26 protein-coding genes and 1 pseudogene are annotated in these 25,476 nt (G+C 45.1%); 22 read left to right on the plus strand and 5 right to left on the minus strand.

From position 1 onward, the window contains the following. Positions 1-217 precede the first annotated feature (217 nt). The 8 genes from ltrA to MUB35_RS01140 all read left to right on the plus strand — a co-directional run bounded on the left by ltrA (position 218) and on the right by MUB35_RS01140 (position 8,861). Complete coding sequence (gene ltrA, locus MUB35_RS01105; RefSeq protein ID WP_103731928.1) at positions 218-1,462, plus strand: group II intron reverse transcriptase/maturase; 1,245 nt, start codon at positions 218-220, stop codon at positions 1,460-1,462. Positions 1,463-1,619: 157 nt separating this feature from the next. After that, positions 1,620-2,498 (plus strand): group II intron reverse transcriptase, encoded by an 879-nt coding sequence (locus tag MUB35_RS01110; protein ID WP_054350540.1) that lies wholly within the window; start codon positions 1,620-1,622, stop codon positions 2,496-2,498. A gap of 56 nt (positions 2,499-2,554) precedes the next feature. Then, on the plus strand, positions 2,555-3,199 hold the full coding sequence (locus MUB35_RS01115; RefSeq protein WP_103731927.1) for a CHAP domain-containing protein: 645 nt from the start codon (positions 2,555-2,557) through the stop codon (positions 3,197-3,199). 171 nt (positions 3,200-3,370) lie between these two features. After that, positions 3,371-4,060: a SipW-dependent-type signal peptide-containing protein gene (locus MUB35_RS01120; protein ID WP_103731926.1), complete on the plus strand. Its 690-nt coding sequence runs from the start codon at positions 3,371-3,373 to the stop codon at positions 4,058-4,060. A gap of 61 nt (positions 4,061-4,121) precedes the next feature. After that, entirely contained in the window at positions 4,122-4,640 is a 519-nt protein-coding gene (locus tag MUB35_RS01125; protein WP_103731925.1) for a hypothetical protein, read from the plus strand. Between the two features lie 21 nt (positions 4,641-4,661). Further along, positions 4,662-5,849, plus strand: coding sequence for a hypothetical protein (locus tag MUB35_RS01130; RefSeq protein WP_103731924.1), 1,188 nt, complete (start codon positions 4,662-4,664; stop codon positions 5,847-5,849). Continuing rightward, a complete protein-coding gene (locus MUB35_RS01135) occupies positions 5,849-6,352 on the plus strand; it encodes a signal peptidase I (protein WP_103731923.1) in 504 nt (167 codons plus the stop codon). The genes MUB35_RS01130 and MUB35_RS01135 overlap by 1 nt, the downstream gene beginning before the upstream one ends. Continuing rightward, positions 6,339-8,861, plus strand: coding sequence for a thioester domain-containing protein (locus MUB35_RS01140; RefSeq protein ID WP_118593879.1), 2,523 nt, complete (start codon positions 6,339-6,341; stop codon positions 8,859-8,861). The genes MUB35_RS01135 and MUB35_RS01140 overlap by 14 nt, the downstream gene beginning before the upstream one ends. Before the next feature lie 230 nt (positions 8,862-9,091). Here the strand turns inward: MUB35_RS01140 and MUB35_RS01145 are convergent, their stop codons facing one another. Beyond that, positions 9,092-9,403 carry a helix-turn-helix domain-containing protein gene (locus tag MUB35_RS01145; RefSeq protein ID WP_103732794.1) on the minus strand — a complete coding sequence of 104 codons (312 nt, stop codon included), beginning with the start codon at positions 9,401-9,403 and terminating at the stop codon, positions 9,092-9,094. Between the two features lie 100 nt (positions 9,404-9,503). Beyond that, the gene (locus MUB35_RS01150; RefSeq protein WP_103732795.1) at positions 9,504-9,824 is read right to left on the minus strand and encodes a helix-turn-helix domain-containing protein; all 321 of its coding nucleotides are present in this window, start codon (positions 9,822-9,824) and stop codon (positions 9,504-9,506) included. A 270-nt stretch (positions 9,825-10,094) separates the two neighbouring features. Between MUB35_RS01150 and MUB35_RS01155 the strand changes: the two genes are divergently transcribed. The 5 genes from MUB35_RS01155 to MUB35_RS01175 all read left to right on the plus strand — a co-directional run bounded on the left by MUB35_RS01155 (position 10,095) and on the right by MUB35_RS01175 (position 13,316). Beyond that, complete coding sequence (locus tag MUB35_RS01155; RefSeq protein ID WP_054350550.1) at positions 10,095-10,589, plus strand: RNA polymerase sigma factor; 495 nt, start codon at positions 10,095-10,097, stop codon at positions 10,587-10,589. Continuing rightward, the gene (locus MUB35_RS01160) at positions 10,573-11,241 is read left to right on the plus strand and encodes a DUF4367 domain-containing protein (RefSeq protein ID WP_054350551.1); all 669 of its coding nucleotides are present in this window, start codon (positions 10,573-10,575) and stop codon (positions 11,239-11,241) included. Before MUB35_RS01155 ends, MUB35_RS01160 begins: the two co-directional genes overlap by 17 nt. Next, positions 11,234-11,662 carry a hypothetical protein gene (locus MUB35_RS01165; protein WP_054350552.1) on the plus strand — a complete coding sequence of 143 codons (429 nt, stop codon included), beginning with the start codon at positions 11,234-11,236 and terminating at the stop codon, positions 11,660-11,662. The genes MUB35_RS01160 and MUB35_RS01165 overlap by 8 nt, the downstream gene beginning before the upstream one ends. Positions 11,663-11,675: 13 nt before the next feature. Further along, a complete protein-coding gene (locus MUB35_RS01170; RefSeq protein WP_103732797.1) occupies positions 11,676-12,296 on the plus strand; it encodes a hypothetical protein in 621 nt (206 codons plus the stop codon). 882 nt (positions 12,297-13,178) lie between these two features. Then, positions 13,179-13,316: a hypothetical protein gene (locus MUB35_RS01175; RefSeq protein WP_330425188.1), complete on the plus strand. Its 138-nt coding sequence runs from the start codon at positions 13,179-13,181 to the stop codon at positions 13,314-13,316. 19 nt (positions 13,317-13,335) lie between these two features. Here the strand turns inward: MUB35_RS01175 and MUB35_RS01180 are convergent, their stop codons facing one another. From MUB35_RS01180 to MUB35_RS01190, 3 genes and pseudogenes are all read right to left on the minus strand, one after another. Beyond that, entirely contained in the window at positions 13,336-15,207 is a 1,872-nt protein-coding gene (locus MUB35_RS01180; RefSeq protein WP_054350555.1) for a heavy metal translocating P-type ATPase, read from the minus strand. A gap of 129 nt (positions 15,208-15,336) precedes the next feature. After that, the gene (locus tag MUB35_RS01185) at positions 15,337-15,612 is read right to left on the minus strand and encodes a metal-sensing transcriptional repressor (RefSeq protein WP_103733111.1); all 276 of its coding nucleotides are present in this window, start codon (positions 15,610-15,612) and stop codon (positions 15,337-15,339) included. 153 nt (positions 15,613-15,765) lie between these two features. Further along, positions 15,766-16,005 (minus strand): annotated as a pseudogene (locus MUB35_RS01190) (IS982 family transposase); the annotation flags it as partial. 206 nt (positions 16,006-16,211) lie between these two features. On the opposite strand from MUB35_RS01190, the gene MUB35_RS01195 reads away from it, so the two are divergent. Genes MUB35_RS01195 through MUB35_RS01235 form a run of 9 tightly spaced genes read left to right on the plus strand, consistent with a single transcriptional unit; the run spans position 16,212 to position 25,473 of the window. Next, positions 16,212-17,207, plus strand: a complete 996-nt coding sequence (locus MUB35_RS01195; RefSeq protein ID WP_054350557.1) for an ABC transporter permease — start codon at positions 16,212-16,214, stop codon at positions 17,205-17,207. Continuing rightward, entirely contained in the window at positions 17,198-18,100 is a 903-nt protein-coding gene (locus MUB35_RS01200) for an ABC transporter permease (protein ID WP_054350558.1), read from the plus strand. The genes MUB35_RS01195 and MUB35_RS01200 overlap by 10 nt, the downstream gene beginning before the upstream one ends. Before the next feature lie 14 nt (positions 18,101-18,114). Then, positions 18,115-19,743, plus strand: coding sequence for an ABC transporter substrate-binding protein (locus tag MUB35_RS01205; protein ID WP_054350559.1), 1,629 nt, complete (start codon positions 18,115-18,117; stop codon positions 19,741-19,743). 12 nt (positions 19,744-19,755) lie between these two features. Beyond that, positions 19,756-20,781 carry an ABC transporter ATP-binding protein gene (locus MUB35_RS01210; protein ID WP_103732061.1) on the plus strand — a complete coding sequence of 342 codons (1,026 nt, stop codon included), beginning with the start codon at positions 19,756-19,758 and terminating at the stop codon, positions 20,779-20,781. Continuing rightward, entirely contained in the window at positions 20,771-21,658 is an 888-nt protein-coding gene (locus MUB35_RS01215; RefSeq protein WP_054350560.1) for an ATP-binding cassette domain-containing protein, read from the plus strand. The genes MUB35_RS01210 and MUB35_RS01215 overlap by 11 nt, the downstream gene beginning before the upstream one ends. A 32-nt stretch (positions 21,659-21,690) precedes the next feature. After that, complete coding sequence (locus MUB35_RS01220) at positions 21,691-22,860, plus strand: iron ABC transporter substrate-binding protein (protein WP_054350561.1); 1,170 nt, start codon at positions 21,691-21,693, stop codon at positions 22,858-22,860. After that, a complete protein-coding gene (locus MUB35_RS01225) occupies positions 22,826-23,887 on the plus strand; it encodes a FecCD family ABC transporter permease (protein ID WP_103732060.1) in 1,062 nt (353 codons plus the stop codon). Before MUB35_RS01220 ends, MUB35_RS01225 begins: the two co-directional genes overlap by 35 nt. After that, positions 23,884-24,636, plus strand: coding sequence for an ABC transporter ATP-binding protein (locus tag MUB35_RS01230; RefSeq protein WP_103732059.1), 753 nt, complete (start codon positions 23,884-23,886; stop codon positions 24,634-24,636). The genes MUB35_RS01225 and MUB35_RS01230 overlap by 4 nt, the downstream gene beginning before the upstream one ends. A 21-nt stretch (positions 24,637-24,657) precedes the next feature. Further along, positions 24,658-25,473, plus strand: coding sequence for a class I SAM-dependent methyltransferase (locus MUB35_RS01235; protein ID WP_103732058.1), 816 nt, complete (start codon positions 24,658-24,660; stop codon positions 25,471-25,473). Positions 25,474-25,476: the final 3 nt, after the last annotated feature.

Below are 25,476 nucleotides of genomic sequence, written 5' to 3' on the forward strand. Positions count from 1 at the left end.
ATGAACTTTACACAGGCATCTGTACGGAACGTGGGAACCCACGGGCTGATGTTAAGGGAGTATATCAAGCGGAAGAACCGTAAGATAAGAGTACCGATGCAGTCATGGGGGCAGATTGGGTTATAGTAGCGTGGAAGTTTCTGTAACGGGAATGGAGCAAAGAACCCGAATTATCCGGCTTTAAGGATAAGTCAACTTTAGAAAGAAGGAGGAACTTATGCAAGAAGCAAAGCCATACAGTATTTCAAAGAAAGCAGTGATAGCGGCTTATCAAAGAGTGAAAGCGAACAAGGGAACCTATGGTGTGGACGAACAGTCCATAGAAGATTTTGAGAGGAAACTCAATAACAACCTCTACAAAATATGGAACAGGATGTCATCCGGCACTTATTTTCCCAAACCTGTAAAAGCGGTAGCGATACCAAAGAAGAATGGAGGAACCAGAATTTTGGGGGTTCCGACAGTAGAGGACAGAATTGCCCAGATGGTGGCGAAGCTGTACTTTGAACCATGCGTGGAGCCAATCTTTTATGAAGATTCCTATGGATACCGTCCGAACAAGTCAGCCATACAGGCGCTTGAAGCCACAAGGACAAGATGTTGGAGAAAAGACTGGGTATTGGAGTTTGATATCCGGGGGCTGTTTGATAACATCAGACATGATTATCTCATGGAAATGGTAAAGAAACATACCAAAGAGAAATGGATAATCCTATATATCCAGAGATGGCTGACGGCACCGTTCCAAATGGAAGACGGGACGATTGTGGAAAGGAAATCCGGAACCCCGCAAGGCGGGGTGATAAGCCCAGTATTGGCGAACCTGTTCCTGCACTATGTGTTCGATGATTTCATGGTAAAGGAATTTCCGACGATACCGTGGGCAAGATATGCTGATGATGGGATAGCGCACTGCGTCTCCCAGAAACAGGCGAAATACCTGCGGAGAAGGTTGGAACAGAGGTTCCAGAGTTATGGTTTGGAACTGAACCAGGAGAAGACAAGGATAGTGTACTGCAAAGACGATGACCGGAGAGGGAATCATGAGAATACTTCCTTTGATTTTCTGGGATACACATTCCGTCCAAGAGATGCAAAGAACAGGTACGGGAAGTTCTTTACAAACTTCCTTCCGGCAATCAGTGAGAAAGCAAAGAAAGCCATACGCAAAGAGGTAAGAGGATGGAAACTGCAATTAAAATCGGACAAAGACCTCTACGATATAGCAAACATGTTCAACCGTCAGATACAGGGATGGATTAATTACTACACGCATTTCTATAAATCAGAAATATATGATGTGCTGAGGTACATCAATGGATGTCTGGTGAAATGGGTGCGGAGGAAGTATAAGAAGCGCAAGGCTAGACGAAAGGCGGAACACTGGCTCGGAGAGATAGCAAAGCGTGACAGGAACCTGTTTGCACACTGGAAATTTGGGATACTGCCAGCGGCTGGATGATGGGAGCCGTATGAGCTGAGAGGTTCACGTACGGTTCTGAGAGAGACTTGAGGGGAGGTTCCTCAGGTCTACTTACTTTAAAATCTTCTGTCGAGATTATCCGAGTGCATTGAGATTGTATCATGCTACGCAAGATTTTATTGAAAGAAGATTGAAATTGGAAATCAGTCCCGAAAAATCAAAAATAGTCAATCTTAGAAAACAGCGAAGTGAATTTCTGGGTTTTACTATGTATGTAAGACCAAAAAGAAATGGTTATGTGGCTTATAGTCACATGAGTGACAAGGCAATCAGACATGCACATGATAAACTAAAACAATCTATTAAAAGGATTGCAAAGGAACAATCACGTGACGCAGTGTGGAAATATAATACGGTAGTAATGGGAATCCATAATTACTATGAAGTAGCCACGCACGTAAACAGAGATTTAGCCCATATGAGTCAACACCTTACAAAATCTTTATACAACAGGCTGAGAAGAGATTGGAGACCAGCGAGTAAAGCAGATTTATCCATAACACTTTTAAAACGTTATGGCAGGTATAATCCAAAATGGTATAAAGCTCACGATATGATTATCATTCCTATATACACATGGAAACACAGGTATGCGATACAATTCAATCAAAATATCTGTCCATATACAAAAGAAGGAAGAGCCTTGATACACAATAATCTAAAAGCGGTGAGCAGGGAAGTTCTTATACACATACAGAGATATTATTGTGATTATCGTTCTATTGAATATAACGATAATCGTATCTCAAAATTTATTTCTCAATATGGAAAATGTGCAATCAGTGGCGAAGAATTAACGTTGAGGGATTGGGAGTGTCATCATAAAGTTCCCTTGAAATATGGTGGAACAGACAAATATAACAATCTTATTATTATGATACTACCATTTCATAAAGCAATTCATAAAAGGGATAGAAAAGAACTTGACAATCTAATGGAGAAGTATCAGTTATCAGAACAAAAAAGGAAGTTATGTATAGAATTACATGAACTGGCTAATCAATCAGAAAAATAGATACATTGGAGTAGATGGCACGCCGTATGAGGTGAAAGTCTCATGTACGGTGTAGAGTGGGGGAAAATTCGGAGATAATATCAAAGAATTACCTATCACTATACGGAAATGGGTATATCACCTGGGCTGTCAGTAACTTTGGCGGCTACAGCGAAGCCAATGCCCTGGTGTTTTCCCAGCAACAGGCCGCATCCCACGGCTGGTCCGGATATGGGGACCCGCAGTACGTGCCGCATGTGATGCGCTATTACCAGTACCGTGGAGGCGGCATGGCAGAGGGCGGCCTGCTGGTACAGGTGGCCAAAAGTCAGCTGGGGAACCAGGGCGGGCAGCCTTACTGGAGCTGGTATGGATTTGAGAGCCGCCAGCCATGGTGCGCCTGCTTTGTCAGCTGGTGCGCGGACCAGTGTGGGTATCTGGAGGCAGGGCTTGTCCCTAAGTTCTCTGCCTGCGAGGAAGGGATCCGGTGGTTCACAGAGAGGGGACAGTATCATCCGCGTGACCATGTACCGGAACCCGGGGACCTGGTGTTCTTTGACTGGGGAAGTGATGGCAGCTACGACCATGTGGGGATCGTGGAATATGTGGAGGCGGGGATGGTGCACACCATTGAAGGGAACACAAGCGACAGCTGTGCAGAGCGTTCGTATCCCCTTGGAGACAGCCGTATCTGCGGTTTCGGAAGTGTGGGGCAGCTATAAATGAGATCTGTCTGAAGAAAAAGTCCGGTACGCCGGGCTTTTTTTGTAAAGGAGGGGATGCCATTGCAGCAGGGATACGCCTTAAGAGCGTTTTGATTAAGAAATATCAGGTAGAAAAGGAATTTTAGGTGTAAGAAGAAAAAACAGGAAAGAGAATAAGGAGAACAGGACATGAAGAAAAATATGATCAAAGGCAGCATCGCAGTATTGGGACTTACCGCAGTTTTGACCACAGGAGGACTGATAGCTTACTTTACCGACACAGATGCACAGACCAATACATTTACGGTAGGGAAGATCGAGGTGGATCTGACAGAACCGGAGTGGGACAAGTATCCGGATACCGATAAGGATGGGATCCCAGACCCGGCTGAGGACATGACACCAAATAAAACGATCAAGAAAGACCCTACGATCACCAACACAGGTGTCAATGACCAGTTTGTCTTTGCGACAGTCCAGGTGCCGTGTAAGAACATCATCGCGGTGGACCCGGACGGGACCAGAAAACCGGCGGCACTGACTGATCTGTATTCCTACACCACCAATCCGGGCTGGGTGAAGCTCGGGACTTATGAAGTGAGGGATGGCTCCGGGGTGACAGCCCATAAATACTTATATACCTTTGCGGAGAATAATACGTGCACTGCCCTGGAAGCAGAGAAATCCACAAACCCCATCTTCTCAAAGATCACATCAGTCAATGCGGTAGAGGGACAAGGACTGGAAGAGCAGCAGTTTGAGATGCCCATCGAAGTCTTTGCCATCCAGACCAGTGACCTGAACGGAGGGAAGACCTCACCGGCGGATGTATGGAAGGTCTACAGCAATCAGAACAGCATCACGGAACAGTTCAATTGAGTACCTATGAAAGCGCACAGGCCCCTGCACGGGGCCTGTCCTATAGAAAGGGGGATGCAGGATGGAAAAGAAAAAGCTCGCAGTCCTTTTGGCAGTCCTTTTACTGGCAGGGGCAGCCGCCAGTGCCGGGATCTATGCGTACCTGTCTGCAGAGGACAGCCGGGTGAACCGTCTTACGTTTGGCCAGAACGTTATAGAGACAGAGGAAGAGTTTCCAACACCGGACCCGAAACCGGGGGACAGCATTGAAAAGAAAGTGAGAGTGAAGAACACGGGGGATGTCCCCTGTTTTGTCCGGACACAGATCCTGTTCTCAAACGGGGACGCAGAAGGCATATCCACCCTGGAGCTTAACGAAGCGGATTGGACAGAGAGACAGGAGGATGGGTATCACTACTATAAACACATCCTCCCTGTCGGGAAAAGCAGTGCCGACTTACTGACGGCGGTGAAGATCGCGGACAGTGCCCAGCTGGAAGAGCTGAAGGACTTTCAGATCATCGTGTACTCAGAATCCGTGCAGTCCGAAGGGTATGAGGAAGGGCAGTTCAGGGAAGCCTTTGAGAGCCTGACGCATTAGGAAGTTTGGGAGGGATAGAAGATGAAACGTAAGAAACTGGGGATCGCGCTGGGCGTCCTTTTGTGTGCCATAGCAGGCGCAGGCGGGATCTGGGCGTTTGCAGCTGCAGAGACATCTGTTACCAACAGACTGTCCACCTCCGTGGTGGATATCAAACTGGAGACTTATAAGGAAACGGGAGAAAGAGAGGTGCCCTTTACGGAAAAAGACCGGAATATCCAGATGATGCCCGGCATGGTCCTCTCTCAGATACCAAAGATCACCAACAAGGCCATTGACTGCTATGTCCGGGCCGGGATCGCCATAGAAGGAAAAAGAGAAGTGGAGCGGCCCTTATCCCTGGAGGATATCTCCGGCTTTTCAAAAGATTGGGTCAGGCATGGGGAATATTACTATTATACAAAGGTCCTGAAGCATGGGGAGGAGGCCAGCCTTTTCCGTACCATCACCATACCAAAAGAGTGGGATACCCAGTATGACGCGGACGGGGTGGCGGATTATTATACCCTGAATGACTGGGATATCACCATAAAGGTGGATGCTGTCCAGGCAGCGAACTTCACGCCGGATCTTGGGAAAGAGGACCCATGGGGGACAGAGGGGGAGGACTATGTCATCCAGGAATGTATCCATGAGGATGGATATGAGCTCACCGCCTATCAAAAACGGGAACCGCTGGAACTTACAGTCGTATATGAGGGGGAGAGCAGAAAACTGATCGCCAGTCCGGAGGATTTCTTTTCCAGCCTGCCAAAGCTTGTGCCCGGTGACGAGAAAGAAGGAGTCTTCAGCATGAAGAACAAGGGGGAAAAGAAGCAGGACTTCTATTTCAGGACCGAGATCCTGGAGGAAAAGGACATCCTGGAAAAGATCCGGCTGAAGATCGACACTGGAGGAGAGACGATCTATGAGGGCCCCTTGAACGCAGAAAAACTGAACGGATACAGCAAGCTGTGTAGCCTGGAAAAAGGAGAGAGCCAGGATGTGGCCTTTCGGATCACAGTGCCGAAGGAGCTGGATAACCGCTATACTCTCAATGACTGTAAAGTGAAGTGGATGTTCAAGACGGCAGAAGAGCCGGAACATGCGGTGCCGGTGAAGACAGGGGATACCCTCTGGCAGGATGCCGTGCCGTATATCCTGGCGCTGGCCGGGGCGGGTGGTCTTGTCATTGCCGTCATCAGGAAGAAGAGGAGAAAGAAGTGTTAATGAATGCATTACGAGTGGCAGGAAAGAGTCTGGAACACCTGACAGCAGGGCTCCTGGTCCTGGCAGTCCTGCTCTTCTGGATGCCCCGTCTGTTCCAGATAACCCCATATACCGTCCTGAGCGGGAGCATGGAACCGGTCATCCGGACCGGGAGCCTGTGCTATATTGACCGGGCAGCTGTGTTTGATGAGGTGGAGGATGGGGATATCATCGCATTTGCACGTATGGACGGGAGCTGTGTGCTGCATCGGGCCATCCGGACAGAGGCAGGGAAGCTCCGGACAAAGGGGGATGCAAACGGGGCAGAGGACCTGGCGGCTGTGAGCAGGGGAAATTTCCTGGGAAAGGAAGTCTGCTCCATTCCATATCTGGGATATGTGACCGTGTTCCTGCAGAAAAAGGAAGGGAAGGCGGCGGCAATGATGGCAGCGGCCGTTTTTTTTCTGGCAGGTCTGTTTGGGCAGGTCTGCCGAAAGGAGGGAAAAGAGTATGAAAAGACTTAGGAGGGTGCTGATCGTTCTATGCTTATGCCTGTCTGTCACGGTTTCAGGCCTGCCGGTATCTGCCATGGAGAAAACCGGTAACGAACCTGCAGATACTGCAGCTGAGGAAGAAAAAACGGGGACAGATGAGGCAGAAAAGAAAGAAGAGACAGAGGGTGACGACAAAAGGACAGAAGTACCGGATACAGACACGGAGGAGCCTTCAGAAACAGAAGAGACAGAAGGAAAAGGACAGAAAGAGAGACAGGAAGAAAATACGGAACAGACGAAAGAAGAGCAGACTGTCCAGGGAACGCCGGAAGAGGAGCTGGGTGAAACCGGTCCGGAGGAAAAAAGCCGGGAGGAGAAAGAAACAGAGAAAAAAGCTGTACTGGAACAGATCGCCGGTCCGGAGGGAGCCTGCTTTGCGATCCAGTCAGACCTTGGCAGGTACCAGAGGTCCGTGGATAACGGGAGCAGCCAGCAGGTCAACAGTGTACGGTATGATAAGTTCTATACGGATGTAGGCCTGGGAACCTCTTATGATCCGCAGCTCGCCATGGGGATCAAGTATATCGACCATGATAATGAGACACCGGACGCGGACGGGAAATGGCGCTATGTCTACTGCCTGAACTTCAATAAGTCCAGTCCTACCGGCCAGCACATGACTTATCAGGGGGGATGGACCAGCAGAAAGATCGCCTACTGCCTGTACTATGGAGCCATGTTCTGGGAACAGCCCTGCCGGTATCCGAAGTACAGGACAGGGGACTGGCAGTTAGATTATTTTGTCACCCAGGTAGCGGTCCATGTGCTGAACGGGGAATTTACTCTGTCCAGTGCCTTTGGGCAGATCGATGACGCGGCAGGCGCTACTGCAGACGAAAAGGCGCTGGCAAAGGACAGGATCAATCTATTGGTGAATGATGCGAATGACGGAGGAAACTATGCAAGCTTTACCGGGGATGGCTGGTTTGATGCCAGTGCACAGGCGGCATTTCGTGTCACCACACCGTCTGACTTTGCGGCTGTGACGGATGGCTATGCGACCGGATATTCCACACCAACCTTTAAGACGGCTTATGACCTGGACATGAAAGAACAGATTACCGGTTTCAATGTGACAACGACAAACGGGGTGAACGTACAGAAAAAGGATACGAAGACGTATTCGGATTTCCGGTTGTTCATTAAAACTGCACAGTACAAGTCCTGGCAGCTGACCGGCAAGACCGTGAGCACTACAGTAAAAGCAACGGCACCCAAGTGGTGGGGCGGAGGCATCTACACAGCACCATCGGGCAGTGAATACCAGGACTGTGTCCTCTGGACGTATACCACCGCAGGGGGGAGCTTCACAAAGACAGCATCCTTTGACAAAAAGGTACCGAAGAAGACATTTACCCTGAACATCCAGAAAAAGGACGCAGAGACCGGGGCGGGCCTTACGGGGGCAGTTTTTTCCTTGTGGGCTTATGACGGAAGCGTTTATAGCAAGAAGCTGGGGATATTCACAGATAAAGGCGGCGGAAAATATTCCTATACAGGGATCGACTATACGAAGACAAAGGACGGGTGGTTCCTGGTCAAAGAGGATAAGCCGCCAAAGGATTATCACCCGGAATATGTCATCTACAACAATGCAGACAAGGAGAACTATGTAAAACATGGAGGACGGGAAGTGAAGCTGACTGTAGATGGATTTGAGTGGGACGGAGTCCCGGATGGAGCCATATTCAAAGATACCCCAGTGACCCCGAAGGCAGATATCGTGGTCAAGAAAACGGACGCGGATACAGGAGAGATCCTGGAAGGGGCAGAGTTCCAGGTGCGGGAATGGGATAAGACCGTAAAGGCCTATAAGAAAACAGCGTACCGAACCTTAAAATATGACGCAGCCGCCAAACGGTATGTCACGGAAAAACCGGTCGAACGGACTGACAGCAATGAGGGAAAATTTAAAGTCATAGAAACAAAGCTGCCCGAGGGTTATCAGTGTCCCTGGGAAAAGGAGATCGAGATCACGGAGAAAGGAACCGTGACTTTGAACCTGGAGGCAGTCAATCATCCGGAGAGAACATTGACCATCCATAAGAAAATCCAGGTGGATGAGATCACCTGGGCACATGGAAACCCGACTTTTCTTTTCTCAGTGAATGGGGTGGATATAGAGGGAAAAGAGCATTCTTATCACCGGGTAGTAGAATTTACGGAAGATTATGTGAGAGAGCATCAGACAGGCGGGTATGTGACACTGAGTACAACGATAACCGGTATCCCAGCTGGGGAGTACAAGATCATGGAAGATACCCCAGTCATGCGTTATGTCCTTACAGATGCTGTGGCAGGAAGTGAAAATGTATCTGTCGTGAAAAAAGATGTGGAAATGATCAATGGGTTCATGAAGATCCAAGCAGATGTATCAGCGGATCTAAGGCCTGCAGATGGAAACGTGACCTTTGAGAATCACAAAACACACTTTGATAAGGTGTCTCATAACAGTACGGTGATCAATGTGATCAAATAAAAGGAGTAAAAACAGGTCCAATACTTCAGAAGAGAGAAGTATTGGACCTGTAATGCAAGGATCATATTTTTGAAAATATATACAAACGAAAGGATAAAGTCCAGGTTTTTAATGGTCTGATCTATAAGTGTGTTTTTGGTCCATGGAAATGCACTCTATAATAAATATAATGTTGATGTCTATTTGAGCGATTTTTGCATTTACAGACATTGTAGTTCAGTAAAAGTGATTTATTTTTCGTCCATTTTAATATAGGAATGGAGAAGATGCAGAACCACTTGTTTTTCTTTCGTGCTCAATTGATTTAGTGCCTGCAGTATCTCCTTATCCTCACCTTCTTCTACAAAATCAAAGAGATAGTTGGGGGAGAGGCTGAGAACTTCGCATAACTTGATGATCACCTGTCCGCTTGGCACCTGCCCTGCTAAGATCTGTCTCATATAGCCAGGTTCTATACCGCATTTCACTGCCAGTTCATCAGTTTTCAGATTTAATGATTTTCTCTTTTCATTTACTTTCTTACCAAAACGTTTATCTATCATTTTATGACCTCTTTTATGATATATATAACTTGTTAGTTTTAGTATAAAACACAAGCGGAAAGCAATATATATAACAAAATCTGCTTTGTTCGATATAAAATCACATATCTCCTTGTTCAAACTCGTTGAAAGAGTCCAGCAGGTGGAGCAGCAGATTTTTTTGTTTGGGCGTCAATTTATTGATCCTTGATATGATCTGTTCGTCTTTTCCGCTTTCATCAGTTATTTCAAATATGTAATCCGTTGTAATATGTAAGACTCGGCATATATTGACTAATACTGATAAACTGGGGACATCTCCGGATAAGATCTGACGCATATATCCTGGTTTTATATGACACAGATCAGCGAGCTCATCCACTTTCAGACCTTTTTCCTTACGCCGCTGATTTATCTTTTCACCACATCTTTTATCTTTCATGGATATTTCTCCCTACAATATTATGTGAGTGATAATCTCATATTGCTGATTATATATGCTTTTCTTGACACGTGAACAGCACCGTAAACTCGAACAATGTCATAAATACACGAACAAATGATGTGGACATGGTTTAAAATGGATGCTACTATATATATTATATTGTTAGTTATATCATTACACTGTATGCGCATGAAGGGATTGAAAAGGGACAAAATGATACTACTTTTTGTACAAATTATTGAAGAGGAGGGAGAACGGCTTAAATTCTTGAAAATATATGAAAATTATAGATATAGGATGTTATACATTTCCAAACAGATCCTTAATGACCAGGGGCTTGCGGAAGATGCAGTGCAGGAGTCTTTTCTTTATCTAGCTGTCAATATCCATACCATAGACACGGATATCCTTTCGCCCAGGACCAGGAATTTTATCTATCTGGTAACGCGGCATAAATCCATTGATCTGCTCAGAAAAGCTAAAAGGGATATCAGTATCAGTGAGGAAAAACTGGAATATCTGGCAGGCAGCTATAAGCATGTGGAAGAGATCATACTTGAAAGAGACGTGTATGCACATGTGCTCAGGAGTATTTTGGACCTGCCTCTCATCTACAGAGAATGTCTTGAACTTAATATCGTTTATGAGTTATCAGCGAAAAAAATAGCTATGTTAATGGGGATATCTTATGAGACAGTGAAGAAAAGGATATTACGCGGAAAAGCTCTTTTAAGGGAGAAGATAGATGCCGGATACAGATAAAAGGATAAAGGAAGTCTGGGAGATAATAGTGGACGAACGTTCCGATACGATCCCAAGAGAAGAAGAGTTAAAAGACAGTCTATATTTTTCAAAAGAGTTTCCCGAACAGAGGACCAGGCATCTGCCTGAGAAATTCATTTATATAAGGGGAAAGACTTTTTCTAAACTGGTCGTCTGTATCGTTATTTTGATCATCCTGGCAAGTTCCGTAACGGTATACGCAGTTGTGCAAATGCTGGAAAGGCATATCAATGATATCAATACAGATATCCGTTTGAGTTGGGAGAATATTGAAAAGACAGAGATAGAGGACAGGTATTTCCCTGTATACATTCCCCTGCAGTCTTATATTGCTAAAAAGGATATAACCGACAATACAACCATTGTGGAATATACAGACGGCCATCATGAGATCTGTTTTCGGCAGGAACTTTCCACCGGGGAAGGGAGTTTTGACAATGAAAATACAGATGAGAGTCTTTTGACGATAAACGGAGCAGAAGCCGTCTATTTTGAAAAGCACAATGAGAAAACTTTGATCTTTTCTGATTATGGGTATGTATTCTACATAGATACAAGTTCAGAAGACATAACAAAGGAGCAGCTGATACATATGGCAGAATCTATTGAAAAGGAGTCAGGATATGAATAAAAAAATGAATCGTAAGCTTATCGTGGTTTGTCTGCTGGTTTTCCTATTAGTTGGTACAGACCGTTCGGTACAGGCATCTGCAGGGATAGATGCTGAGAATGTTAAAACAGTGATCGAACCAAGAAACACAAATATTAAATACAGCACGATTTCCTTGTCGTTATCGGATGGTACTGCGAAATGCAGTGCTTCAGTTACCGGCTATTCTTCAAATACAAGCCATGTTTCCATTTATCTGTATCTGCAAAAGTATACCGGCAGTGGCTGGTCTAATGTGGCAAGCTGGTCTGATTCAGCAAATGACTATACACTCAGTATGTATGAGACTACATCGATATCCAGTGGGAGGTATAGGCTAAAGGCAAGTTATTACGCGGAAAATGAGAATATTATAAAATACAGCAGTGAGAAAGTATATTAAGGTGGAATGTGATATGGATAAAGATAATATAAATAAGCTGGATCCGGATGAGAACATTGTAGTAAGGATGGGGGGTAAGGTATACATATATGAGAAAGGCTCACCGGAGTGGAAAGACTGGGAGAGTATACCATCTTATGATGATGCAGAGATGGTATATAGCCTGATGATAGGGGAGTATGTGGATGAGTTTAAAGCAATGATCCCTGAATACATAACAAACATTATCGTTGAAGAACCCCATCCGTCTTCGGAATCATCTAAGCTGCTGAACGAAGCATATGAGACATATAATAACCTTCTTAGCGCTTCAAAGGACGGCCATGCCGATGATGTATCAGGTATGGGTACATTATTTGAAAACTTATATGATCTGGTTCATAATATTGTATGTACTTTTTATAAAGTAGCTTTTTATAGCCAGTCGAAGGAAGTATATTGCCAGGATGAAATACAGTGTCAAAAAGATTATGAATGTATGATCTGGAAATTGCTTTGCTATAAGGATAAGGTGAATTCTGATGCAGATAAGCAGAATATAGACAGGTTGATATATATTTTGAATGAGCAGATTAAGATATTTTATGGGCGGGCAATGGAGTATGGAGTATATTTTCGGAAATATGAAAAATGAAGATATGTTCATTAAATCACTTAAAATATGGGAGTTGTCCATACTTAGCTTCTAGGATAAGAGATAATAGGAACGAGGCAAGTCAAACTAAATTAATCTGTTGTCCCTGCTCTTTTCATTTTAACAATAACGATGGCCTTTTCAGTAATTTTGAACCGCGTGATTGTGGCAGAAACTATTATTTTTGTATTCATAGCAGAATTCTTCGACCGTTCAATTTTTTATACATTATGTTCTGTTGATTAATTAATAATTAGATGTTGGGGGCAAAATATTATGTTTCGCCCCCAACATCATTCAAATTATTCTAATTGAAGAAATAGCTTATTATTTTGGATTCTGTTCCCAGAGCTATTATGGTAAGATATTTAAGAGATGAACAAAAATGTCTCCTAAGCAATACCGCTATCGCTATGGGAATCGAAAATTTATAGATGAGTTTGAACAAATTTGGGAATAAATTATGTATACCTCCATTGTATAGACTTCAGCACCGGTATTGGTAGTATAAACGGAATTGCTTAATGCGTTCATATCCGCTATCTTTGCAGACAATGGTTGTTCGGGAAAAATATGTTTCAGTATTTTCTTGAATCTCCATAGTTGTTATTAAAGATATTCCTGACGTTCTTATAGTTTATGGAATTTTGTAATATGCAATGTATTGTTTGTTTTGCGATTACAGACATTTAGTAAATATATGTTGGAAGGACTTCTTTGATGATCAGCTAAAAAAGCTTTGAATTATTAGTAGATAAGTTCAGGCTTCAAGATGTAGAATTTTGTTGTAATTTAGCCCCTGGGCTTTATGTAAGAAAAGTACAGTAGATTGTAAAAATCTGTCTGTGCTTTTTTTATTGGCAGGAAGGTTTTCATTCCGGCGTGTCCCTTGTCTTCACCGGAATTGTTGTTTCCGTGCTTGCCACCCCGGCCCCGGAGTGTACGAAGATCGTCCAGGGAACCATAGCGGCCGCAGCGGTTATCAATGAGATCATTGCTGTGGTAGCAGCGAAAAAGTGATTTGAGTGGGCCGGGGAATTCAGCTTTGTTTCTTCCACTTCAATAAAAATGCAGAATTGACAATTACGATCACTGACCCGGTGTTATGAACAAGTGCTCCTACCACGGGATTTAAAATTCCTGTGATTGCCAGAATGATAGCAGCAAAATTTAACGTTAGAGAAAAAGTAAGATTGCATTTAATAACCAGCATCATGTGTTTCGCCAGAAGAAGCAGGTGGGGGAGTTCTTTAATATCATCATTGATCAGTGCAATATCAGCAGCATCCACAGCAATATCACTTCCTATTTTTGCCATGGCGATTCCCACGCCGGACATCTTCAGTGCAGGTGCGTCATTTATACCGTCCCCTATCATGCATACCTGATTTTTGCTGTCCTGGTAAGTACGGATCCAGTTTAGTTTATCTTCGGGAAGGCAGCCGGCATGGACTTCATCTATGGAAAGCTGTCGGGCAATATGGTGGGCTGCGTTTTCATTATCTCCTGTCATCAGGACCGGTGTGAAGCCGGATTCCTTAATTCCACTGATTGCTGCAGCAGCATCTTCACGAAGGGTATCAGCCAGCGCAATAAATCCGGAAAAAATATGATTGACAGCAAAGTAGATGATGGTGCATCCGGTATTCAGATACTTTTGGGCTTCATCTGCCGCATATTCGGGGATGGAAATACACTTTTGGGCAAGCAGCTCTTTATTTCCCCCCAGAATTTCACGTCCGTCAGCCACAGCCTGTACACCACGTCCGGGAAGCATTTGAAATTGTTCAGGCTGCGGCAGTTCTTTTTGTATTTCCTTTTTATAACACTGTACAACAGCTTTTCCGAGAGGATGCTCTGAACGGAGTTCCGCACAGGCGGCACAACCGTAGAGCTCCTGATCAGACAAATCCTGCAGGAAGCTCCTCACAGCAGCAACCTGTGGTGTCCCGTATGTAAGGGTCCCTGTTTTGTCAAATGTAATATGGGAGACATCCGCCAGGCGCTCCAGGGCATCCCCTTCCCTTACCAGAAAACCGTGTCTGGTTGCGTTGCCGATGGCAGCCATAATTGCTGTGGGTGTGGCCAGTACAAGTGCGCAGGGACAGAAGACTACTAAAATGGTAACGGCACGGATCAACTGCCCGGTGAACAGCCAGGTCAGTATTGCTGCGGTCAGTGCGATTATCACGATCCAGGTTGCAAAACGGTCAGCAAACCCTACAATTTTGGCTTTTCCGGCATCCGCAGACTGGACGAGTCGAATCATCCGCTGAATGGAACTGTCCTCCCCGACTCTTGTTGCTTTCATATCAAAAGAACCAAACTGATTGACTGTTCCGCTGGAAACCTGGTCTCCGCTTCCTTTATCCACAGGAAGGGATTCCCCGGTCATGACAGACTGGTCAATGGATGTCTGACCGGATAGAATGACACCATCCACGGGAATGGTTTCACCTGGCAGGACACGGAGAATGTCACCTTCCTGTACCAGTTTTGCGGGGATGATTTCTTCCGAGGAGCCAGTTACCTTCCGTGCGGTACGCGGGGTGAGATGAACAAGTTTTTCAATACCCGCCCTTGCTCTTGCTACAGTTAAATCCTCCAATAGCGCCCCAAGCTGCATAATAAATGCAATTTCTCCAGCAGCAAAATTTTCACCAATCATCAGGGAAGCTATCAGTGCGATGGATACCAGTACATCTGCTTTGATATCGAAAGCTGTAATAAGCCCTATGACTGCCTCCAGAATGATGGGAACACCGCACAGGAGAATGGCAATCCAGGCAGAGGGAAAGGGAAATGGGTTAAAGCGGATAATACTTGCCAGCAGAGCAAGTCCGGAGATAACAAGAAAGATGATATCGCGTTTGGTCCCTCCCCATTCTAACAGTTCTTCTAACTTTTTCATTGTAATGCTCCTTTCTCTAATAATACCTGTAGGGGTATATGTATAGTATACTTATAGGGGTATAGGCTGTCAAGGCAAAAAAAGAAAACCAGCCATTTCCGATGACTGGTTTTCAAGGGTATTATTTCCTTAGATCATATTGGCAAAGCGTTCCACCGCCTTTGTAAAGTTTGCAATCGTCTGGTCAGCATCACCGTGTTCGATTCCGTCTCTAACACAGTGATTGATATGGCCCTCCAAAACAACCTGGCCGACTCTGTGAAGCGCTGATTTGGCGGCATTTATCTGAGCGAGGATATCTTCACAGGGTACATCCTCATCCACCATTCTGTCGATTGCCTGAACCTGCCCGATGATTTTTTTTAAACGGCGGTGGAGATTATCGGCATCCATACACTGTTTCATACTACTACACCTCCTTTTTTGTACTATTAGGGGTATGTGTATTTGATATTATGAGATAAGATGCCCGGATTGTCAAGGCGTTTCTGGCAGATAGCCGGTTCTGACGTTAAGGCTGGAATAATTTTAAATTTACTTGTTGTGCTATATCATATTCTTTCCGTAATCAACACCGTAAGAGCGGAAAGAATGGCAGTATCTTGCTCTTCCAAACTTACAGACGGTAAGTGGAAAACTATCAATCACAAAGTATTTGCTATGAGGTATGCTGAAAACATCGAACAATTTTTGTTGTAATAATTCAGTTATCTGTAAAAGGGCCCGCCGTGTACGATTAAATCGGCTGCGGCAGCAAAGCTTTAGAAAAAAGTGACAGTAATTCTTTTTTATATAAGACGATTAAAATATATTTATTAACCCCGGGATAGGGTTTTACTTATTCAAAATCGTGGAAGAAAAGGGCGAAAAAAGCAAAAAAAATTATAACCATAGGGGAGGCTTCCGAAATATAAAATTGAAGTTTATACTTTAAAGGTACTGAATCTACTGAGCGGTATAAATAAAAGGACCTCTGTAATAAAGGATAAAAGAAGGGATAGAAAATGAAAAAGAAAAAGCAATTCCTGATCAAGATCGGGAAAAGGCTGCTGGGTTTTGTGGGCGCAATGTTTTTATTGTCTGTTATCGTGTTCTATTTTGCCCGGCTGGCACCGGGGGACCCGCTGCAGTCTTTTTACGGTGATGCAGTGGAATCTATGACGGTGGAGGAGCAGGACGCGGCAAGGATACGTCTTGGTTTGGACGGACCGATACATGTGCAGTATGTCAGGTGGCTGCAGAACGCGTTTCAGGGAGATTTCGGATTGTCTTTAAAATATAAGACGCCTGCCATGTCAGTAGTTGAGCCGCTTATCAGCAATACACTTATTTTAGGGGGAACGGCATACATACTTGTGTTTTTACTGGCAATCCTGCTGGCTATGTTCTGTGCCCGGTTTGAAGATACCTGGATAGACCGTGTCATCTGTAAAGTGGGTACAGCAGCGTACTATATTCCCCCATTCTGGCTGGGGGTTGTCCTGGTGTTGGTGTTCAGTATCAATCTCCATATCCTGCCCAGCAGCGGTGCGTATGACATCGGTAAAGCAAACGATATCGGCAATCGTATCCGTCATATGATACTTCCGCTTATCGTTATGATCCTGAGTCATCTGTGGTACTACGCCTATATGATCCGGAATAAGCTGCTGGATGAAGTGCGGAAGGATTATGTGCTGCTGGCACGAATGAAAGGGATAAGAAAAAATCAGATTTTATGGTTCCATTGTCTGAGGAATGTGGCCCCCACTATTGTAAGTATTATGGCGATTTCCATACCACATGTTCTGAGCGGTACTTATATCGCTGAGGCTGTGTTCAATTACCCGGGCCTGGGGGCGCTCTCTGTGGAAAGCGCAAAATATCATGACTATAATCTCCTCATGCTTCTGGTACTGATTACAGGTGTTCTGGTCATAACCAGCAGTATTATAGCCCAATTTGTCAATGAGGCGATTGACCCGAGAATGAAAGGAGCGGAGGTAGCGTCATGGAAGTAAGGAGTGATGGCTTCCGGATTGTAGGTGCTGATTACAGACAGCATGTACCGGAGATGAAAAAACAGACATTTCGGCAGTGGATAAAAGGAAAACCCTTTATCTCCATTATACTTTTAGTGATCATTGTGGGGGGATGCCTCTTTGCCGAACAATTATACAACCATGACCCCAGTGATTTTTATCTGCAGAATCTGAACCAGGTCCCGGGAAAGGAATTTTATTTTGGAACGGATTCTCTGGGGCGGGATATATATTCCATGATCTGGTACGGCGGACGGGCTTCCATACTGATCGGCCTTTTGAGCACAGTCATCATTACTGTGATAGGCATTACATACGGATGTGTCAGCGGTATGTGCAGTGAGGCCATAGATGCTGTGATGATGCGCGTGGCGGAGCTTTTGAACAGCATCCCGTCACTGCTGCTGGTGCTCCTGTTTGTATCCGTCACAGGAGAACAGAACATTGTAAAAATATCTCTGGTGATAGGCGTGACCGGATGGTTCGGACTTGCCCGTATTGTCAGAAGTGAGGTCAGGCAGATCCGTTCCAGCGACTATGTGCTGGCTGCCAGATGTATGGGAAGCAGCTTTGGGCATGTCATGAAAAAGCATTTGATTCCCAACTTTGTGTCAGCGATCATGTTTGTGGTGGTGTCCAGTATCAGCACCAGTATGTCCATGGAGTCCACGCTGAGTTTTCTGGGATTGGGGCTTCCGGTGGATGTGGTTTCCTGGGGTAGTATGCTTTCACTGGCAAATAAAGCGTTACTGCTGAATACATGGTGGGTCATCATCATACCGGGCCTGTTTTTGATCACAACATTGATCTGCATAACAAATATCGGTAATTATTTCCGAAAGGAAACAAATAAAAAACCAAGTAATTTATAAGGAGAGTAAGGAAAATGAAAAGAAAAGCAGCAAGTTTATTACTGGCAGCAGCTATGGTATGTACCATGCTGGCAGGATGCGGGAATTCCCAGGGTGGAGAGCAGAAAGAGGCAGAAACGGCAGGAACAGCGCAGGAGACAGAAAAAGATGCAGAGCCTGCAAAAGATGAATCGGACTTGTCAAATACTCTGGTTTATGCAGGAGAATCAGAAGATACGATCAATCCGCTTCTGAATAACCATGATGAACTTCCGAGTATCATCTTTTCAGGACTAATGAAATATGATGCGAATGGCGCACCTGTGGAGGATTTGGCTGAGAGTTACGAATACGATGAAGGAAGCATGACATATACGTTTCATTTAAGAGAAGGTGTAAAATGGCATGATGGGGAAGCTTTTACCGCGGATGATGTTGTCTTCACTTATGAACTGCTGACAAAAGATGAAAACCTGACAGCAAGCATAACCAGTAACTATGAGGACATCAAAGAGGTAAAAGCGGAGGATGCGGAAACGGTTGTCATTACAATGGGACAATATAATGCGGCTATGCTGGACAACTTTACCATGGGTATCCTTCCAAAACACCTGCTGGAGGGAGAGGATATCAATACAACCCCATTTAATCAGAAACCGGTGGGAACAGGAAGGTACAAATTCGTCTCATGGGATACCGCAGGCGGCAGTATTACATTGGAAAAAAATGAAGATTACTATGATAAAGTACCGAATATTGACCGTGTTGTCTACAAAACCGTATCTGTAGAAAGCACAAAAGCAACAATGCTGCAGTCCGGAGAAGCTGATCTGGCTTGGTTAAATGCTAAATATGCAGACGAATTCAGAGGTAATGATAATTATACGAACTATGATTTTAAGACTGCAGATTACCGTTCTGTGTCCTGTGACTTCCGTACGGATTTCTGGAAAGAGAACGGAGACTCCATAGGAGTTCTGAACTATGCAATCGATAAACAATCCATTGTGGACAGTGTATTGAACGGTCATGGTTTTACGGCTTACAGTCCTCTTCAGGTTAACCCTTATGGCGGAAATGAAGCGGCTGATATCTATAGCTATGATTTAGACAAGTTCTCAGAAGAAATGGACAAACTAGGCTGGAAAAAGGGCGATGACGGAATCTACGAAAGAAACGGACAGAAATTCTCCTTTAGTATCCAGGTACGTGATTATGAGGAAGAGCGTGTAGATATTGAGAACATCGTTTCACAGCAGTTGAAAAAGGCCGGTGTGGAATTAAAGGTGGAACTGGTGACAAAATTTGATTGGGAATCAGGATACAACGGCTTTTTAGCAGGCTTCGCATCCCAGTTTGATCCGGATGGACTGTATAAACAATTCGTTACGGATGCCAGTGAAAACACTATGGCATATTCTAACGAGAAAGTAGATGAATTATTAAAAGCCGGACGTCACGCAAAAGATCCGGAGGAGCGTAAAAAAGCATATCAGGATTTTGAGGTTGCTTACGCGGAAAATCCCGGACAGATCCTGATCGCATATCTGGACGGTAACTATGTGGCAGTAAAGGGCGTAGAAGGTCTGGACAACACAAGGATCCTCGGACACCACGCGGTCGGTGTTATGTGGAATATTGAGGAATGGACAATCAGCAGATAGGGGATATAAGTTATGGGAGCATTGTTGGAGCTTGAACATTTGTCGGTGAGTTTTGATACACCGAAAGGAGAAGTACAGGCGGTCAGAGATGTGTCTCTTACGGTTCAGGAGGGAGAAATCCTGGCCCTGGTAGGAGAATCCGGCTGCGGAAAAACGGTGATGAGCCAGTCGGTTTTAAAACTCCTTCCCGGCAATTCGAGAATTAAGAGCGGAAAGATTCTGGTAGACGGCACAGATATTACGGATTATAAAGAAAAAGATATGCGTAATCTAAGGGGAACAACACTGTCAATGGTGTTTCAGGACCCTATGACTACCCTGAATCCCACAATGCCCGTAGGAAAACAGATCATGGAGGCCGTCCTGAAACATGAGCGTGTAAGCAGGGAGGAAGCTAAGAGAAGAGCCGTTGAGATGCTGGATCTGGTAGGAATTGAAGATGCCGAGCACCGCTATATGCTGCAGCCCCATTATTTTTCAGGGGGAATGCGGCAGCGGTGTGTGCTTGCCATTGCGCTGGCCTTAAAGCCGAGGCTTTTGTTTGCGGACGAACCAACCACAGCGCTGGATGTTACGGTACAGGCAAAGATCCTTGATCTGCTGCTTAAATTAAAAAACAAACTGGGGTTATCCATCGTGTTCATTTCCCATGATCTTGGTGTCGTGGCAAAGATCGCGGACCGTGTTGCAGTCATGTATGCCGGAAAACTGGTTGAGGTGGGCAAAGCGGAGGAGGTTTTTTATGATCCGCGGCATCCCTATACCTGGGGATTGCTGTCCGCCCTGCCGTCTCTGGCAAAAAAAGGTGAGGGCCTGAAGTGCATTCCCGGAATGCCCCCCATGCTTTTGGACCCGCCGAAAGGGGATGCGTTTGCTGTGAGAAATGAATTTGCGTTGGCTATAGACTATGAAGAGATGCCTCCTATGTTCCAGGTGTCGCCGACTCACAGTGCGGCTACATGGCTACTTGATAAAAGGGCGCCGAAGATTCAGCCCCCGCAGATTTTCAGGGAAGAGAGAGCAGCAAATGAAAGATAATAGAATTCTGGAAGTGAAAGACCTGAAACAGCATTTTCAGCTGAGAAAAGATTACACAGTCAAAGCAGTGGACGGAATCAGTTTTGAGATAAAAAAAGGTGAAGTGTTCGGAATTGTGGGGGAATCAGGTTCCGGTAAATCCACAATAGCCAGAACCATTATGGGGGTATATCCGCCTACGGAAGGTGAGGTATGGTTTAAAGGCCGGAAAATTTCAGACAAAAAAATATCTGCTGTTGATAAAAAAGATGTACAGAAGAATATGCAGATTATCTTCCAGGATTCTGCCGCAGCTCTAAATCCCCGTATGACAGCGGAGGAGATCATAGCAGAACCGGCAGTTGTAAACCATGTCTGGAAGACAAAAAAACAGATCCATGAGGAAGTGCAGCAGCTTCTTTCCTATGTGGGCCTAGACGCTTCATACTGCGACAAATACCCCAATGAGCTGTCAGGGGGCCAAAGACAGAGAGTGGCAATTGCCAGAAGTATCTCAGTAAAACCGGATTTGATCTTGGCGGATGAACCCATCGCATCCCTGGATATCTCTATTCAGGCACAGATCATTAATCTGTTTTACCATTTAAAAGAAGAGCATCGAAGCACTTTTTTATTTATCGCCCATGATCTGTCTGTGGTGAGGTATATCTCGGACCGCATTGCTGTTATGTATCAGGGGAAGATCGTGGAGATGGGCAGGACGGAAGATATTTTTCATGATCCGCTGCATGCCTATACAAAATCCTTGCTGTCCGCCATACCGGTGCCTGACCCGGTCTTTGAAAGGAATAAAAAGCTGCTGGAATACGGGGGAACGGCCAGGCATGATAATGGGGAGATGAAGGATTGGGGAAACGGGCATTTTGTTTATGTATAAATTAAGAGAAAAGAAACGGGAGGGTATTACAAATGAAATGGAAAAAGGTTCTGATAAGTGCGCTGATGTTATCTGTGATCATGACAGGATGCGGCGGGGCGAAAGGGAGCCAGGAAGCGTCGAAGACAGAATCCGGTGCGGCGGCAGAAGACGAAAGCTCGACGAAGGATTCTGATACAGCAAAGCAGGAGCCAGAGGAAAAACAGACCAGGACAGTGAAAGACAGCGCAGGACGTGAGGTGGAAATACCGGCGGAGGTAGAGAGTATCGTATGCCTTAATGTGAGTACACTTCGCTATACCTGTTATATGCAGGCACAGGACTTGGTGATAGGGGTAGAGGACTACGAACAGGAAAAATCTATTTCCCGCCCATATAATTATGTGAATTATGATCTGTTCGCGGATATTCCGGTCATTGGAAATAATGGTGAACATTATCTGGAGTCTATTATAGAGACAGATCCTGACGTGATCATGATGTCTGCCTATGATGATGCAGATGTGGATGGGATACAGTCAAAAACAGGGATTCCTGTTGTTCTGGTTCCCGGCAGTGATGAAATGATGGATGAGGGAGCATATGAGACTTTCCGTATTATGGGGGAAGTGTATGGAAAAGAAGAACGTGCGGAAGAGCTGACAAAGTATATGGACACTGTCAAAAAAGACCTGGAAAGCCGCACAAAGGATGTAAAGGAAGAGGATAAACCTTCCGTATACGTGGGTGGTGTAAGCTATAAGGGCGCTCATGGGTTTGAAGGTACAGAAGCAGGATATGGCCCCTTTAAAGCGATCAACGCGAAAAATATGGCAGATGAGACGGGGCAGAAGGGCCCTTTTAACGTGGATTTGGAACAGGTACTTGCCTGGAATCCAGATGTGCTTTTTGTGGATTTTAACGGTTTAGACCTGATCAAGGAACATTATTCCTCTAATCCTGAATACTACAGCCAGTTAAAAGCAGTGGAGGAAGGAAAAGTATATTCTCAGATATCCTTCCGTTCCAGCGCGTCTAATCTGGAGACAGCTTTGGCAGACACCTATTATGCAGCGAGCGTTTTATATCCGGAACAATTTTCGGATATAGATCCAGCAAAAAAAGCGGATGAAATCTTCAATACTCTGCTGGGAACAGATTTTTATGAGACCCTTAAGGAGAACGGTTATGAATTCAGGCAGATCCAGATCGGACAGGAATAGCTGGGATCCTGCATACCGCAAAAAACAGATACGGAGTATTTTATTTTTAGGAATACTGTCTCTGGTGCTTGTATTGTCTGTCATATTATCCTTGTGGGCAGGATCTTATGATACGCCTTTTGGAGATTTGATGCGGGGGATTTTTAATAAAGCTCAGGATAATAAGATAAATGTGGTGGTGAGAAATGTTCGTCTGCCAAGAATCTGTACGGCAGTGGTTTCCGGCGCAGGCCTGGGTGTGACGGGATGCATTCTTCAGTCAATCCTTTATAATCCACTGGCGTCAGCGTCTACACTGGGCGTGTCTCAGGGAGCGGGGTTTGGTGCAGCATTTGCTATCATTGCGCTTGGAGCCGGCACCGCCGTCAGCGGTAGTGTAATGATTCCCCTGTGTGCTTTTGCGGGGAGTATGGCGGTTGCCCTTGTGATCCTGGCACTGTCAAAATTTCGTCAGGTATCATCAGAATCCATTGTACTGGCAGGCGTTGCGATCAGTGCCATGTTCACGGGTGCTACAACCCTTCTGCAGTATTTTGCCGATGAAGTGGAGCTGGCTGCTCTTGTTTTCTGGACTTTTGGCGATTTGGGGAGTGCTTCCTGGGGGCAGATCGGCTTCATGGCAGCAGTATCTCTGATCGGCTGCATTTATTTTATACTGCACAGATGGGACTTTAATGCACTTTTAAGCGGCACGGAAACAGCAGTCAGTCTGGGGATCAATGTCAAGAGAGTGACTATGATCAATATGATAGTCTGCTGCTTTATTGCTGCAGTCATCGTATCTTATATTGGCCTGATAAATTTTATAGGGCTGGTGGCACCTCATATTGTACGCAGAGTGGTTGGGAATAATCATGTATATCTGATCCCCGGGTCTATTCTGGCCGGCAGTTCTCTTTTGCTCCTGGGAGATCTCTTTGCGAGAACGGTGATCAGCCCTGTGATTCTTCCTATAGGAGCGATCACGTCCTTTTTGGGAGCACCGCTGTTTCTGTATCTGCTGTTTAAGGGGAGAACGAGAGAATGATAGAGATAAAAGATTTGAGATATCATTATCAGGGCGGTCCGGAAATATTGAAGTCCATTAGTTTCCGGCTGGAAGAAGGCCGTTTCCTCGCGATCCTGGGAAATAACGGTGCAGGAAAAAGTACAATGCTGAAATGTTTTAATAAAATCATATTTCCGGACAGCGGAAGTGTTGTCATGGACGGTGAAGAGATCCTGAACCTTTCTGCAAAAGAAGTAGCTAAGAGAATTGCCTTTGTAGCGCAGACCGTCCCTAATAACCAGATCACAGTGCATGATATGGTAATGCTGGGACGCAGGCCTTATATGCGGTGGGGATTTACACAGGAGGATCATAAAATTGTCCATGAGGTTATGGAGTCCCTTCATCTGCTGCACATGAGAGGCAGGTTTTTAAATGAGCTCAGCGGCGGTGAGAGACAAAAAGTAATGCTTGCCAGGGCACTGGCACAGCAGCCCAAAATACTGCTATTGGATGAACCAACCAGCAGCCTGGATTTGAAGAACCAGTATCAGGTACTCCAGGCGGTAAAGGATATCTGCGGCAACGGACAGATTACAGCAATGGTAGTGATCCATGATCTGAATCTGGCCCTGCGGTTCTGCGATCGATTCCTGTTATTGCAAAACGGCGAAGTCTGCCGCTATGGGAAACAGGAAGTGCTTGACAGGAAAGCAATCTGGGAGGTATATGGAGTGCATGGGGAAGTTTTGGATATTCAGGGCAGAAAGATAGTGATGGTCGATTAACATATATCGGGAGAATGAGATATGGATTTAGAACAGCTTAAGAGGGAGTGGAAGAATCCTTCAGCGCATAACGGAGTTTTGCAGGCAAAAATCTGGGATAACAGAGCCGGAGAGTATGAGAAAAAGGAAATTCCAAATGAAAAAGATGACCCTTTTCTGAAGTTCTTATGGAAAAAGGCAGAACCGGATGCGGATATGCAGGTCCTTGATATTGGATGTGGGGCGGGGCTTTATACAATTGCACTGGCCGGCCGGGTTAAAAAAGCTGTGGGTCTGGATGTATCTTCGAGAATGATTGAATCTGCAAAGCGAAGAGCGGATGATCTGGGAATCGCCAATGCGGAATTCGGGGTACAGGATTGGTCAAAAACCGATGCGCAAAGGTGTGGTTTTCAGAATGGATTTGATATTGTTTTTGCACATATGACACCTGCAGTATGTGATTATCATACTTTTGATCAGATGAATGCATGTTCAAAAAAATATTGTTTTATGGCAAAGCCGGTAAGGCGCAGAGATGCTGTGCAGGACGGGGCTTTCGCTGCTGTAGGGATAGATACACAGGGAAAGCAGATGGATGATACCGTTCTGAATTCCTTTACCTACCTGTGGCTGAAGGGATATACTCCGGAAGTGGTGAAGATAGATGAGGTCTGGTCAGCCAAACGGTCTGTGGAAGAAATGACAGCGTGGTGTACAGACAGGGCAGGAGTCTATAAGAATCTTACGGCAGAGGAGAAAAACAGGATTCGGAATTATGTAGAAAGTGTCAGTGAAGAAGGAATGGTAAATGAAGTCGTGAGAACATCAATCGTAACTATCTATTGGCATGTTTAAGGA

The organism is Blautia sp. NSJ-175, assembly GCF_022867815.1.
Classification (GTDB): Bacteria; Bacillota; Clostridia; order Lachnospirales; family Lachnospiraceae; genus Blautia; species Blautia celeris.